Annotated in this window: 13 protein-coding genes; 9 read left to right on the top strand and 4 right to left on the bottom strand. The window is 53.0% G+C overall.

Translation table 11 applies throughout. The annotated features are described in order from the left end of the window. The first annotated feature begins 280 nt into the window (after positions 1–280). From HRQ63_RS13815 to HRQ63_RS13845, 7 genes are all read left to right on the top strand, one after another. Positions 281–1651 (top strand): extracellular solute-binding protein, encoded by a 1371-nt coding sequence (locus HRQ63_RS13815; RefSeq protein WP_371873217.1) that lies wholly within the window; start codon positions 281–283, stop codon positions 1649–1651. Between the two features lie 87 nt (positions 1652–1738). Beyond that, positions 1739–2632, top strand: coding sequence for a carbohydrate ABC transporter permease (locus HRQ63_RS13820; protein WP_172244654.1), 894 nt, complete (start codon positions 1739–1741; stop codon positions 2630–2632). A gap of 51 nt (positions 2633–2683) precedes the next feature. Beyond that, complete coding sequence (locus HRQ63_RS13825; protein ID WP_172244656.1) at positions 2684–3565, top strand: carbohydrate ABC transporter permease; 882 nt, start codon at positions 2684–2686, stop codon at positions 3563–3565. A 9-nt stretch (positions 3566–3574) separates the two neighbouring features. Beyond that, on the top strand, positions 3575–5377 hold the full coding sequence (locus tag HRQ63_RS13830; protein ID WP_172244658.1) for a sensor histidine kinase: 1803 nt from the start codon (positions 3575–3577) through the stop codon (positions 5375–5377). Then, positions 5374–6543, top strand: coding sequence for a response regulator transcription factor (locus HRQ63_RS13835; protein WP_172244660.1), 1170 nt, complete (start codon positions 5374–5376; stop codon positions 6541–6543). Before HRQ63_RS13830 ends, HRQ63_RS13835 begins: the two co-directional genes overlap by 4 nt. A 138-nt stretch (positions 6544–6681) precedes the next feature. Then, positions 6682–7155, top strand: a complete 474-nt coding sequence (locus tag HRQ63_RS13840) for a hypothetical protein (RefSeq protein WP_172244662.1) — start codon at positions 6682–6684, stop codon at positions 7153–7155. A gap of 86 nt (positions 7156–7241) precedes the next feature. Beyond that, positions 7242–7619: a PilZ domain-containing protein gene (locus HRQ63_RS13845; protein ID WP_172244664.1), complete on the top strand. Its 378-nt coding sequence runs from the start codon at positions 7242–7244 to the stop codon at positions 7617–7619. 202 nt (positions 7620–7821) lie between these two features. Here HRQ63_RS13845 and HRQ63_RS13850 read toward each other — a convergent pair whose 3' ends face one another. The 3 genes from HRQ63_RS13850 to HRQ63_RS13860 all read right to left on the bottom strand — a co-directional run bounded on the left by HRQ63_RS13850 (position 7822) and on the right by HRQ63_RS13860 (position 10585). After that, positions 7822–8451, bottom strand: a complete 630-nt coding sequence (locus tag HRQ63_RS13850) for an RNA ligase family protein (protein ID WP_172244666.1) — start codon at positions 8449–8451, stop codon at positions 7822–7824. Between the two features lie 47 nt (positions 8452–8498). After that, positions 8499–9479 (bottom strand): AAA family ATPase, encoded by a 981-nt coding sequence (locus tag HRQ63_RS13855; RefSeq protein ID WP_172244668.1) that lies wholly within the window; start codon positions 9477–9479, stop codon positions 8499–8501. 200 nt (positions 9480–9679) lie between these two features. Continuing rightward, positions 9680–10585: a LysR family transcriptional regulator gene (locus HRQ63_RS13860; RefSeq protein WP_172244670.1), complete on the bottom strand. Its 906-nt coding sequence runs from the start codon at positions 10583–10585 to the stop codon at positions 9680–9682. A 152-nt stretch (positions 10586–10737) separates the two neighbouring features. Here HRQ63_RS13860 and HRQ63_RS13865 point away from each other — a divergent pair, with 152 nt between their 5' ends. Continuing rightward, positions 10738–11430, top strand: a complete 693-nt coding sequence (locus HRQ63_RS13865; RefSeq protein ID WP_172244672.1) for an O-methyltransferase — start codon at positions 10738–10740, stop codon at positions 11428–11430. A 90-nt stretch (positions 11431–11520) separates the two neighbouring features. Here HRQ63_RS13865 and HRQ63_RS13870 read toward each other — a convergent pair whose 3' ends face one another. Continuing rightward, the gene (locus HRQ63_RS13870) at positions 11521–12258 is read right to left on the bottom strand and encodes a cyclase family protein (RefSeq protein WP_172244674.1); all 738 of its coding nucleotides are present in this window, start codon (positions 12256–12258) and stop codon (positions 11521–11523) included. 183 nt (positions 12259–12441) lie between these two features. Between HRQ63_RS13870 and HRQ63_RS13875 the strand changes: the two genes are divergently transcribed. Continuing rightward, positions 12442–12891 carry a hypothetical protein gene (locus tag HRQ63_RS13875; protein WP_172244676.1) on the top strand — a complete coding sequence of 150 codons (450 nt, stop codon included), beginning with the start codon at positions 12442–12444 and terminating at the stop codon, positions 12889–12891. The last annotated feature ends 482 nt before the right edge of the window (positions 12892–13373 follow it).

Below are 13373 nucleotides of genomic sequence, written 5' to 3' on the forward strand. Positions count from 1 at the left end.
CCTTTCGGGTGCTGTAGAGATTTCTTCGTAAGGCGAATGCTTTTTTGGATTGATCCGTTAATTGAAGAAAGGATAAGACAAGGTATCATTTTAGCATGTTTTGACGCTGACGAATATGACATCTTTGGTTTGGTTTTTCCGAAACGATTCGATACGCGAATCACGAAAAAACAAACATTGTCCCTGAATAATTTCCATTGTATGCGTTTTCAGTAAAGGCCATAATAACTCTATCAACTAGCAAAAAGAACCAAACCATGAATCAAGGGGAGGAAATACAGTGACAAAGAAAAAGATGAAATGGTTCGGAATGGCAATGACAGGAGTTCTGGCATTCAGCCTTAGCGCTTGCGGAGGCGGGGGTTCGACTACGACGAACAACGCGGGCGGCGACGGAGGAACGACGGATTCCGGCACGACGGCAGCGGGCACGACCGAACCGGCAGCGGAGAACATCACGATCACGTTCCAGAACATCTATCCGGACGCCAGCGATCCGAAAAACCAGATGATGAAGAAGATCGTAGATCAGTATCAAAAAGACAATCCGAACGTGACCATCGAACTGGATTCGCTGAACACCGACCAACAGAAATTGAAGTTGAAAACGCAGGCCGCTTCGAAAGAAGTACCGGATATTACCGTCGTGAACCCGGCCGCGCAAATGCAGCCGTTCGTCGACGCGGACCTGTTCGCGCCGCTGAACGACATGGTTGAAGAAAACGGACTGAAAGACACCTTCCAGTCGGGCATCCTCGATTACTATACGTTTGACAACAATCTGTACGCACTGCCGGACGGAAACAACATCGGCGTCGTGTATTACAACAAGAAGTTGATGGAAGAAGGCGGCGTGGAAGTTCCGACGACTTTCGAAGAAATGATCGAAGCGATCAAGACGCTGAAATCCAAAGGCATCCAGCCGATGGTTCTGGGCGAAAAGGATACGTGGACCGGTTCGTTCCTGTTCATGAACATCCTGCTGAGAACAAACGGAGGTCCGGGCTTCCTGCAGGACGTGCTGGACGGCAAAAAGACGTTTGAAGATCCGGCTTACGTCGACGCGATTACCGCGTTCCAACAACTGGTTGACGCGGGGGCGTTCCAGGACGGCGCGACTTCGTTCGACTATAACGCGGGCGAGAACCTGTTCAAGACGGGCACGGCGGCCATGTACTTCATGGGAAGCTGGGCAACGGGAGGGATCGAAACCGCGGAAGTCAGCAAAGACGGCAATGTAGGCGTCTTCCAATTCCCGACCGTAAACGGCAAAGGCAATCCAGACGAGTTCATGCTGGCGCCGGGCAGCGCGTTCGCGATTTCGAAGGACAGCAAGCACCTGGAAGAAACGAAAGCCTTCCTGAACTACTTCATGCTGAACTTCCCCAAAGAAGCGTTCGAAGCCAAGGGCGCAGTCGGGATCGCGCAGAACGTCGACGGCGATTTCAAAGCTGCGGGCTACTCGGAAATGGCGATGAACGTGCTTGATCTGTTCAAGAAAGTTCAAGGCGGCGACCTGGCGTTCGATAATACGATGAATCCGGCGGTAACGCAGGTTCACCTGTCAGGCACGCAAAGCCTGTTCGTCGAGAAAAAAGACGCTGCCGCGGTGGCAAAAGAACTGCAAGCCGCATACGAAGAAAACAAATAATAACGTGAAGCCGGACGGAAACAAAAGAAGGGGACCCGAGGTCCCCTTCTCTTCGTCGGCGGCTCTCTCAAGGAGGCGGACTTTCGCGTGAACGTATTAAAAGTATCCCGTTGGACGATCGCGGCGTTTATCCTGCCCTGTCTGATCGTGTATGTCGGTCTCGTGTTTATCCCGATTCTCGTTTCGCTGTACAGCGGACTGCTCGATTGGAACGGGATCGGCCAATCCACTTTTGTCGGCCTTGACAACTACGTGAAAATGTTTACCCGCGACGCCGTGTTTTGGCCGGCCGTGCGCCGAACGTTTACGCTGGCCGGATTCTCGATGCTGGTACAGGTGCCGATCGCTTTGCTGGTCGCGATCTTGATTACGCGTTTCGTGCGTCGGCCGAACTTCCTGGTATCGAGTTACTTCCTGCCGGTTATCTTGTCCGTCGCGATCATCGGGCAGCTGTGGAAAACGATCTACAACCCGGCTTCGATGGGCGGGATGATCAACCAAATTCTCACCAGCGTCGGTCTGGAATCATGGACGCATTCTTGGCTGACCGAGCCGAAAATCGCGATCTACGCGATCATTCTCGTCTCGCTCTGGCAATATCTCGGGTATCATATCCTGATTCAATTTACCGGGATTCAGAACATTCCGAGCGAAATCTACGAAGCGGCCAAGATCGACGGAGCCGACGGCTTCAAAGCAGACCGTTATATCACATTGCCGATGGTTCTGCCGATTCTCAAAATCTCGATCGTGTTGTCTTTCATCGGTTCTCTTCAATCCTTCGACCTGATCATGGTCATGACGGGCGGCGGCCCTGCCCATGCGACCGAAGTATTGGCAAGCCATATGTACAATATGTCGTTCCTCACCATGCAGTACGGCTACGGCAGCGCGATTGCCAATATGTTGATCACGATCTGCCTGATCGCGACCGTATTGATCAACGTGTTGTTCACCCGGCTTGAAAAACGCTATTCGTAATCGTTGCCGCTATCGTATTTTCTCATCATATAAGGAAAGGGGGCTCCGCCCATGAGCCAGTTCGCAAGTTCCGCGGGTTCGAAGCCCGCGCTCAAAATTTTGGGCCGCAGATTTTCGTTCAAGACGGCTATCGCTTTCGTGTTCTTCGGTCTTTTGCTGCTCACGCAGCTGTATCCGTTGGTATGGCTGCTGATTTACTCGCTCAAAACGAATGAGGAAATTTTGTCGGGCAGCTTTTTCGCTCTGCCGGCCCAATGGCAGTGGAGCAATTATCAAGGAGCCGTCGAAGGCGGGAACTATCTGCGCTACCTCGGGAACAGCTTGTTCGTCACGGCAACCACGATGGCGGGCGTGATCTTGCTTTCGTCGTTGGCCGCTTTCGCGATTGCCCGCTTCCGCTGGAAGTACGGCCAACTCGTCATGCTGCTGTTCCTGCTCGGCATGATGATTCCGATGCAGGGCACGCTGCTGCCGCTGATGATCATTTTCAAAAACCTGCATATCCTCAATACGCATCTGGCGCTGATTCTGCCTTACATGGCGTTCCAGATGCCGATCGCGGTCTTCATCCTCAGCGGATTCCTGCGCAGTATTCCGCACGAGATCGAGGAGTCCGCAATCATGGACGGAGCCGGTCCGTTCCGCATTTTCCGCAGCGTGATCCTGCCCGTGTCGATCCCGCCGATGATGACCGTATGTATCCTGACTTTCATCAACGTCTGGAACGAATACATCCTGGCCGCGACGTTCATTTCGTCCGAAAAGCTCAAGACGCTGCCGTTCGGCGTATACAGCTTCGTCAGTCAGTATTCGGTCAATTACGGCGCGATCGGAGCCTTCCTTGTACTCGCCGCGCTGCCGGTTATTCTGGTGTACTTCCTGCTCGCAGAAAAAATTACCAAAGGCATGGTGGCGGGTGCCGTTAAGGGTTAAGATGAGTCTATGAGACGCTTAACGAAACGCCTAAACACGATTTACGGCCGGCTGTTTCCCGTGTTCCTGTTCAGCCTGCTCGGTCTTCTGCTGATCGTCAGCCTGGTCTACTATCAACGGGCGACCGAGCAGGTTCGGGAGCAGGTGGGAACCCTGGCCGAAAAAAACATGTCCCAGACGGTCGCGTTGTTCGAGCAGCTGCTCGACGGCTATGATAGCGTTACCAAGACACTGGGCAGCAATGGGGAATTGATGCGTTTGCTGCGGCAGCCGTACCCGGCCGCGGGATCAAGCGCGCAAATTCAGGCCGAGCGGCGGATCACCGATATTCTGGGCGCCATTTTCTATTCCCGCAGCGATATCGTCGGCATTCATATTTTGGCGGACCAAGGCAAAGTGTACAGCTTCGTGCGTTCCACGGGAGCTTCGATCCAGACCTATCCCGACAAACCGTGGTTTGCCGAACTCCGGCGTTCGGAAGGCGATATCCGCTGGCTCGGCGTCTATCCCGAATCGCTGATGAGCGGTTGGTCGGCCCGGCCGGTTTTCGCGTTCGGGCGCCAGGTGTTCGAACTGGAAAATTTGAAGTCGGTCGGCTACGTGCTGATCGAAGTCGAAGCGGATGCCATCACGTCGGCCGTGTCCAACGCGAGCGTCGGGCAAAACACCCAAGTCGCTATTTTGGACGGAGCCAGCAACGATATCATCCGCACCGGAACGGAAGATGAGGCATGGCGATCCGTTCCGCCCGGCTGGCCCGGTTTGCTTCAGTCCGGCAAGATTCGTTCCTACGAAGGGGGCGATTGGCTGCTGACCGCCGCGCAGGTCGAGAAGAACGGTTGGACGATTCTGCGCGCCTCTCCGCAAAGCGACCTGAAGCTGGAGCTGCGAGAGACGCAGCAATTTTTGCTCACCGTTATCGTGGCTCTTATTATAGCGGCGACGATTCTGTCGACGATCGTTTCCCGTTCGTTTTCCCTGCCGTTCAAGCGCCTTGTCCAGCAAATGAAGCAGGTCGAGACCGGCAATTTCAAAGGCCAGGTGCATATCCAGTCCTACCAGGAAATCAATGTGCTGGTCGGCTCGTTCAACCGAATGGTGCGCGAGATGGACGGGTTGGTCGAAGACATCAAGCAGGCGTCGATCAGCGAGAAAAACGCGCAATTGCAGGCGCTGCAATCGCAGATCAATCCGCACTTCCTGTTCAACACGCTCGATATGATCTACTGGATGTTGGACGAACGCGAAGACGACCGTCTTGAAGGCGTGATTTTGGCATTGTCCAAAATGTTCCGTTACAGCAGCGACTGGGAGGAAGGAGCACGCGTACGCCTGCGGCTCGAGCTGGAGCAGTTGAAGTCGTATCTGACGATCATCGAGACCCGGCTCGGGCGACGCGTGCTGACGCAAATCGACGTCGAGGAGCGCTGGCTGGATGCACCCGTACCGAAGATGATCCTGCAGCCTATTGTGGAAAATGCGGTCAAATACGGATTGGAGCCTTTGCGGGAAGGCGGGACGCTGCGGATTTACTCCGAAGCGGACGAGGAAAACCTGCATATCGTGGTCGAGGACAACGGGGCCGGCATGGACGCGGTCACGCTTCGCCGCTTGGAAATTTTGCTCGATTATCCGCCCGCGGCGGCCAGGCACGTCGAAGGCGGACGGATCGGCATCGGATTGCTTAACGTGCAGCGCCGCATCCGCTTGACGTACGGCGATACTTACGGACTTACGATCCGCAGCATACCGGGAACCGGGACCAAGGTGAGAGTCACCTTTCCGATTCCCGAGGAGGAGGACTTTGCGTGAATATACTCGTCGTGGACGACGAACCGATTATTCGCAACGGAATTCAGCGTACGATTGAGCGAGCGTTTCCGCAGCATCGGGTGGTTCTCGCCGAGGGGCCGACCGAGGCGGTGCAGCGTCTGAAGAATGAGCTGATCGACTTAGTGCTCACTGACGTGCTGATGCCCGGCATGAACGGACTCGAATTGATGGAAGTGTCCCGAACTTTGCACCCCGATGCCAAATGGGTCGTCATTTCCGCATACTCCGAATTCGAATACGCCAAAAAGGCGGTTCGACTCGGAGCCAGGGATTACCTGCTCAAGCCGATCGGCAAAGACATTCTGGTCGAACTCGTTAAGAAAATGGGCGAGGAGATTGCCGAACGCAACGTGCGGGCCAAAGAAAGTTTGCTGCTCAAACAAAACCTGCGTTTTCTGCGCGAAGCCGTCTTTGCCCGATGGGCATCGGGACTTGATCTCGGAGGAATCGATCTGGCTTCGTTTACCGAATCCTACCCGGACTTTCATCTGTTGATGGTGCATGTGGAGAGCGATACGGATACGAAGCTGGAGCACTTTATCGTCGAAAACGTGATGAACGAGCTAATCGCGTCTTTCGGCCGGGGGTTTGTCGCAAGCATTGACGCCAAAAGCCTGCTCGGGTTGGTCAAACTTGAACGCGGGAGCATGGCCGGATTGAACGAGGAATTGCGGAGCTGTCTCAAGCGTTATCTCAAAAAACCGTTTCAATTGCTGGTATCGAGCCGAATCGAAGATCCGTCCCGGGTGCCCGAGGAGGTGCAGCGCATGCGCGAATCGTCGGAATATCAGGTTTACGATCATTACGCCAGCGGAGGAGAGCAGGCTGTCGAAGTGGCGCTTCAGTACATAAAAGCCCGCTACGGCGCCGAATTGTCGCTGGAAAAGGTAGCCTCCGTCGTGTACCTCAATCCGGCCTACTTCAGCCAGCTGTTCAAGCAGAAAACCGGACAGGGGTTCAAGGAGTATATTACGCAGCTTCGTTTGGACCGCGCGATGGAGATGTTGGGCGAATCGGAGCTGAAAGTCGGCGACATTGCGGAGCGGGTCGGTTACCCGGACGTGCGGCACTTCTCGCAGGTGTTCAGGAAGAAGATCGGGAGTACGCCGTCGGAGTATCGGGAGCAGACGAAGAGCCGTTGTTAGGAATCGACCGAATAACACCCGGTACCATGCGTTTGCATGTTCAACCCAAGACTCTGTTTTCCCTGATTCAAAAAAGGGAAAGCAGGGTTTTTTTACAAGTTTCAGTATGATATCATGGAAATATAAGGGGGGAATCAAATGAGAATCGAACAAAAGCGCGAGATGTTTTGGACGATCGGTGCTTCCTTATTTTCATTGGCGTTTTTTATCATTCTGGCACCCGTTCCAAAAGATATACTGGGAATTATGATTGCCGGCAACGTGATCGGGCTGATTATTTCTCTGGTGAGAATACGCGGCGAAGAAACGAGCAACGAACGTTTTGTTCGTAAACGCGAGGAAAACGGACCTCCGGGGTTTTGGAAAGGCAGTTTATCGGAAAGCATGCGGGCATGCGCTTATTTATTCATCGGATTGATGATTCTTGCCGTTGCCGTTTATCTGACGGAAGGTGCGAATCTGCTGCAAATGCTGGTTGAACAGCCTTTGGATACGATCGGTATTTTGGCATTGATCTTGGTCATTGTGTCTTTTTTGATGGGGACGGTTTTTCATGCCGGAAGCGAGGAGCGTTACGAAAGATTGAAGCAGAGATTGGAGCGCCAACAATAGGCGTTCTTTTTTCTTTTCTCTTCATTTTCGATTCGCGGCAACCGATGAATAGTACAAACACACTTGGGATAAAATGGAGGTGCGCTATGGCCGGAAATCGAAGGAAGTCGCCGTTTCGCTATGTACTGGATGAACCGATCACATTCGAACTGTATATCGTAAGCCTGAACTTCACGCCTGCTCCGCGCAAGCCCATATCCGCGCAAATGCATGACATCAGTCGATCAGGCTGCTTAGTATCGCTGCCGCTTGAGATTCCTGTAGGAAAAAATCGAATTCGCGTGGCTCTGGATTTCGTGCTGAATGAAGATCCGATGCATTTCGAAGGCCATTTGCGTTGGAATAAAGAAGAGAACAATCGCCATTACTACGGGGTAGAGATGGAAGTGCCGGAAGATCAGAAAGATCGGTTGCAGTTGGAGCTTCGGGGACTTGCAGGGGCGAACCGTATTCGCGTGATGTAAAGCAGGAGATTAAAAATTCGGAAGAGAGGGAGAATAGAAGTCGAAGCTTGAGAAGACGGCGGGTATCCGTTATTCAGTCGTTTTCGCGATAGATCTTGCATTTCGTATTACATCGGACTCTCTCCTTTCGTTTGTTCATTCAATTTCATCGCTTGATGAGGTCGCGCGAGCCTGTTTTCCGGCTGCGGCTTATTTGCGTCGGTTACGAAAGTTCATTCGGTTCTACCGGTTGGCTGAGCCAATGATCCTCCGTTTGGACATGGTTTTTACGCACGAATTTAGCCAAGCTTTTCTTAAAGTCGTCATAGGCGAAAGCATCGGCTAACCGGACGACATAACCTTCCTGTTCGCCGCCGTATTTCGATTCGCGCGTGTAGCAGTCTTTGATCGCTTTCTCATCCCAAATGCCCCGATACAACACCGGAACCGTGGGAATGTGCAGCTCGCGTGCCAAACGTTCCGTTTCGTCCCAAGACAGGCAGACATTGCGGCCGTCCCACACCGAGAACAGCATGAAGTACCCCGGCAAAGCCTCGTACTTGATCGAATGCTTCGCATACACGTTTTCCCCGCATAACCGCCAGCCTTCCGGAATCAGATACCGAATGCCTCCGTGCAGCGTTTTGACGTAATGCCGAGAAACGTGGTCTTTGCTGTCGAGCGACCTTGCATGGATATGGTCCGGGTACATCGTGGTGTTTTCCCCGTCCATTTTTTCCGTCACGACCACTTCTTTTCCGATAAAATGCGCCGTGTCCCGTAAAATCTTGTCGTCGTCCGTATAGCTTCTGGACCAGGGCAGGTGCATCGTTTTCGGGTATTTGATTTTCATGGAATCACCTCTTGAACTCTTTCATGAATCGATCGGTTTCGTTATGCTCATTTTCCGTAAGTGTCGGCTTCCGCAAAAAAGTACATCTTCGCAAGCAAATCTCCGCCCAGCAGATGGTACACGTTGGACGCGCCCGCGTCTCCGCCGTGCATGATCTCCATGTGCATCTCCGTCCGGCTCGCCACGTCCAGCACGAACTTGTCGTCGTAACCCAAGCTTTTCAACAGATTGCAAGCGATAGACGCCGAGACATGTTCATGACCGAAATACGAATAGTAGCCCCGGTTTTCTTTCCACACTTTGCAGAAAGGCTTGCCGATATCGTGCAGCAGCGCCGTCCATTGCATCGCAAGCTTGTCTTCTTCTTCGTAAAAAGCGTTCACGTATTCCAGCACGGCGTACGTATGAAGAGACAGCGTGCGGCTGTGATGCGGATTGCCCTGGTCGTACCCGGGCATCTGCGCGAAAAGGGGATGGCGGGACAATTGCGCGAACAGCTCGTCGTGACTCGCTTGCCGAGCCAGCAGATCTTCGATCTCGCCGCGGTGCAGCGTAGGTTTCGAGCGGTCCGACACTTCATCTTCGCTCTCATGCACCAGATGCACGGCCGTAAATCCTTCGCCAAGAAGCGGGAATTGAAGATTTTTGGCGTATTTCGTCAAAATCTTGTCGTCCAGTTTGCGTTTGCGCGAAGAGATGCGTCGCTGCGCCGTCTCGTACGACGTATCGAAGAAATGGCACTCTACAGGCGTATCGGAGAAACGTTTCAGAAACTTCGCGCGCCGAGCCCGATCCACGTTCGTCGCGTCGAAAATCACGTCGCGTCCGTCCGCCAAAGCTTGCCCGATTTCCCGAAAAGCTTCGTCGAAGATGATGTACGTATTTTTTTGCTTGGATTCGCCGCCGAACAACCGCAGCCGGATTCCGTCCGTCGAGACGATGACGCCCCGCGTCGCTTTTTCCAGCTGACGAGCATAGACGCTTTTGCCGCTGCCGGGAATGCCGACCAGCATATGAATCGTATTCATAAGGAATTCACCTCCTTTCGGCGGTGGTCCCAATCTGTATTATACCCCGAACCAAGCGCATTGCGAATGCCGCGATAGTCCCGGGACCAGCGCGGCATTCGCACCGATGCGGAATCTACCAGTCCCGTTCTTGCAGCGCCGTCTCCGGATCGATCTCGATTCCGCGCGCTTGCAAGATCTGCTCGACGGTCTCGAACTCGCTATTCGTCATGCTTGATTCTGTTCACTTCGCGGATTACTTGCAGCAGATTGGCCGCTGCCGGCGATAAAGCTTCATCTCGCCGCGTGCAGATCGCAATGACGTTCTCCAGCGAAAAACCTTCGACATGAACGCGGCATAGCCAGCCTCGCTCCACGTCGTCGCGAACAACAAGAGAAGAAACGAAGTTGGCGCCGTACCCTGCAATGACAGCACGGGTCGCTTCATGCAGGCCGCTGAACTGTAAAGCTACGCGAGGCGCGGGCAGACCGTGCGTGCGGCACAGCGCGAACAGCCGTTCACGCGTCGAGCTGCCTTCGGCGCGCATGACGAACGGCTCGCGCATCATGTCGGTCAGCGAGACGCTACGGTTTGCATAAGGATGTGCAGGCGCTACGACAAACCATAGTTCGTCGCGAAACAACTCTTCGGCTTCGATCTCGTCCGAATACTGTTCAGGCGATCCGCCGTATAGAGCGATGTCCGCTTGCAGATCCAGCAGCCGCCGTAGTGCGCCGCCTGAATGAGTGGTCGTAATCGACAACTCCGCCTGCTCATAGCGCTGCTTGAATGCCGCGATCCAGCCGGGCAGCAGAAAATGAGCAGGCAGATAGGTTGCCGCAATCGCTACGCTGCCGACCGCGCCATGCTTATACTGCTCGGCGAATTGTTCGATCCGGCGTTCGGCCGCGAAGAGTCGATGCGCAAGCCGATACACTTCTTGCCCGGCTTCGGTAAGCGCAATGCCTCTGCCTTCGCGCCGCAGCAATACTAGCGATAACTCCTGCTCGAACTTTTTGATCTGCGCGGTGATGGCAGGTTGGCTGATGCTTAACTTTTCCGAGGCTCGGGTGACGCTCCCCAGGGAAGCTGTTTGGTAAAACAAACGCAGCGCATGCAGATTCATGGAAGCTCCTTTCTCTATTTTGTCCAATAGCAGATCGTTAATTAATACATTTTGTATATGGTTTGTGGATAAAGATATATTATATTTATTTCTTTTCTCCGTCTACAATAAGGGTGCAACAACCATTCATTCTTGAAAGGAACGTGATTTTGATGAATAGAAACGTACAATCGCAAGACCGCTCGCACACCTGGGCCAAAGTGGATCGTTATCTGGAGCGAAAGCTGCTCATGCCTGACGCTGCGCTGGAAGAAGCTTTATCTGCCAATGAAGTCGCCGGGCTGCCAAACTACGATGTTTCTCCGCTTCAAGGCAAACTGCTGCATCTGCTTATTCGGATGAGTCGCGCAAAGCGTGTGCTGGAGATCGGGACGCTGGGCGGATATAGCGCGATTTGGATCGCAAGAGCTTTACCGCAAGAAGGCAAGCTGACGACACTTGAACTGGACCCTAGGCATGCGGAAGTGGCTCGGACCAACCTGCGCCATGCGGCGATTCCTGACGAACAGGTCGAGATTCGGGTGGGGGATGCACGCATGCAGCTGGCGCGGTTGGAGGACGAAGGTACGGAAGCTTTTGATTTTATTTTCATCGACGCGGATAAGCCCAGCAACCCGGCCTATCTGGAAGCGGCGCTTCGATTGTCGAAGCCGGGAACGGTGATCTTGGCGGACAATGTGGTGCGTGGCGGCGAAGTTATTGAGGAATCGAGCGCGGATGCGAGGGTGCAGGGGATTCGCGAGTTTTTCGAACGGTTGGAAGGAGATCAGCGGATCGAATCGACAGCTTTGCAGACGGTAGGCATCAAAGGATACGACGGTTTTATGATGGGGATTGTGCGTTGATACGGGAGAATAGGCTTTGGACAGGACAGAACAAAAGCAGCGGCTCCTTTTAAGGGATGCAGCTGCTTTTTGATTATAAACGACGAAGTTTTAAGGCAGGATCGCGAACGAGCGTACCGGGAATCCCGACGCTTTTTCCGCTTTGGGCACGATATTGAAGATCACGGCGCCTTTCGGCGGAAGCAGATGCAGGTTTGTTAACAGTTCCACTTGATACGCGTCCTGCTCCAGTACATAATATTCGCCGATCAGCGCACCGTTTTTCGTATAATCGGCCGCGGAATCGGTATCGAACGTCTCATGACCGACAGCCGCGATCTTGCGTTCACGAAAAAGAAATTTCAGTGCTTCGAGCGACCAGCCGGGAGCATGATTGTTCCCGTCCGCATCTTTGTTTTCGAACTGTTCCTGACTGGGCCAGCGTTTGCTCCAGTCGGTGCGCAGCGCGACGAAGCTGCCGGCTTCGATCGTTCCCTGCTTCGTTTCGAACTCTTCGATATCCTGCACACTCAATGAGTAATCGGCATCGGCGGCAGCTTCCTCGGACTTGTCGATCACGACCAGCGGCAGCACAAGTTCTTTCAAGTCCAGTTCATCCAGATAACGTGTATCGCGCACAAAATGAATCGGGGCGTCCAGATGCGTTCCGTACTGTCCGGCAAAACTGAAGCGCTGCGCGAAAAATCCGTCTTCGTGATCGAACAGCGTTTCGAACTCGGCAGGCGCGAACGCGGCAAAATGCGGAGAGTCCGGTCCGAAGGTATGGGTCAGGTCGATCCATTGTTTTTGTTTGAGCAATTTGAGCGCGTCGAGAAGTTCGTTGGTCATGAATACCCACCTCTTTTTTCCTTTTTTAATGGTTTATTATAAGTGAAAACGTTTCGGGAAAACAAGCGCCAGGCTTGGCGTAAGCCTAACCGTTGGCCATATTGGGAGAATTACGGGTTTTTTCGCGCTTTGGCCTATGCTAACATGGAAATTAATGCATGGGCGGGAAGGGGGAGCGAAAAGATGGAATACAATAAAACGACTCGCGCGGTACTGGCTTTTAGCGCATTGGCCATTTTGATTTTTATTCCTTTGCGCGTCGAAATCGGATATCCGGCGATTTATTATACGGTTATCGCTTTGATCGGAATCCGGGTCGGCTTTTTATTGATCAATGACAAGAAAAACGAAGAGCGTTTTTTCAAAAGTTGGGCACGGAAAAAGTCTTGGCCGAAGCTGCTGGTCGTCTTGACCGAAGCGTTGAAGTCCTTGGTTTTGCTGCTTCTGATTGTGATTTTCGGGCAGGTTGTCGTGAACGGAACTGACTTCGCGGGGTTGGTAAACGGAATGGCGTTAGGCGCTCGAATCGCCATTGCGGCGATGCTGGTCGCGTTCAGCGTCATCCTGGGCTTCGTTAATTTGTATGAAAAAAACCGGAAATATGATCGGTTATACGCACAATTTCATCCGTAAACGAAAGCACAGATCTCCCTGCGCAAGTACGCCGGGCAGCCTGTGCTTTTTTACTTACCGATGTTTCCAATAGGTTCGATAGACACGCGGAGCATCCAACTCCGCTCTTAAATCGCGTGCCGCTTCCGCGATCCAGAACGGATTGCGCAGCAGAGGCCGTCCGATCGCGATCAGATGCTCCGGTTGGGGAAGTCCCTCCTTTTGCCAGCGAATCGCGAGTTCGGTACAATCGATTACAAAGATAAAGCTTCGTAGTGAACAGCATGCACTTTTTGGTGAGGATGCACGCCAAAAAAGAGTCAAAAATGCCGAACTGCACGAAAGAAGTTCATGCCTGTATCGGATTTGATGTGCAATTGGAGCGTAGCAAACCGAAACTGACCCAGTATGTCATTTTGCATTTTTATGCACCCGAATATAAGATGAAAAAAAGCTGATTCGCTCATTCTAATTTTTCCCTGACCCCCACCTAGCTCGGCCCA

The sequence above is a fragment of the Saccharibacillus endophyticus genome, from assembly GCF_013185185.1.
Lineage (GTDB): Bacteria > Bacillota > Bacilli > Paenibacillales > Paenibacillaceae > Saccharibacillus > Saccharibacillus endophyticus.

What these genes read in the sequence shown, in the direction of transcription:
- HRQ63_RS13875 (WP_172244676.1), top strand. Translation starts at nt 12,442, where the DNA reads ATGGAATACAATAAAACGACTCGCGCGGTACTGGCTTTTAGCGCATTG.
- HRQ63_RS13855 (WP_172244668.1), bottom strand. Translation starts at nt 9,479, where the DNA reads ATGAATACGATTCATATGCTGGTCGGCATTCCCGGCAGCGGCAAAAGC.
- HRQ63_RS13870 (WP_172244674.1), bottom strand. Translation starts at nt 12,258, where the DNA reads ATGACCAACGAACTTCTCGACGCGCTCAAATTGCTCAAACAAAAACAA.
- HRQ63_RS13860 (WP_172244670.1), bottom strand. Translation starts at nt 10,585, where the DNA reads ATGAATCTGCATGCGCTGCGTTTGTTTTACCAAACAGCTTCCCTGGGG.
- HRQ63_RS13845 (WP_172244664.1), top strand. Translation starts at nt 7,242, where the DNA reads ATGGCCGGAAATCGAAGGAAGTCGCCGTTTCGCTATGTACTGGATGAA.
- HRQ63_RS13865 (WP_172244672.1), top strand. Translation starts at nt 10,738, where the DNA reads ATGAATAGAAACGTACAATCGCAAGACCGCTCGCACACCTGGGCCAAA.
- HRQ63_RS13825 (WP_172244656.1), top strand. Translation starts at nt 2,684, where the DNA reads ATGAGCCAGTTCGCAAGTTCCGCGGGTTCGAAGCCCGCGCTCAAAATT.
- HRQ63_RS13830 (WP_172244658.1), top strand. Translation starts at nt 3,575, where the DNA reads ATGAGACGCTTAACGAAACGCCTAAACACGATTTACGGCCGGCTGTTT.
- HRQ63_RS13850 (WP_172244666.1), bottom strand. Translation starts at nt 8,451, where the DNA reads ATGAAAATCAAATACCCGAAAACGATGCACCTGCCCTGGTCCAGAAGC.
- HRQ63_RS13840 (WP_172244662.1), top strand. Translation starts at nt 6,682, where the DNA reads ATGAGAATCGAACAAAAGCGCGAGATGTTTTGGACGATCGGTGCTTCC.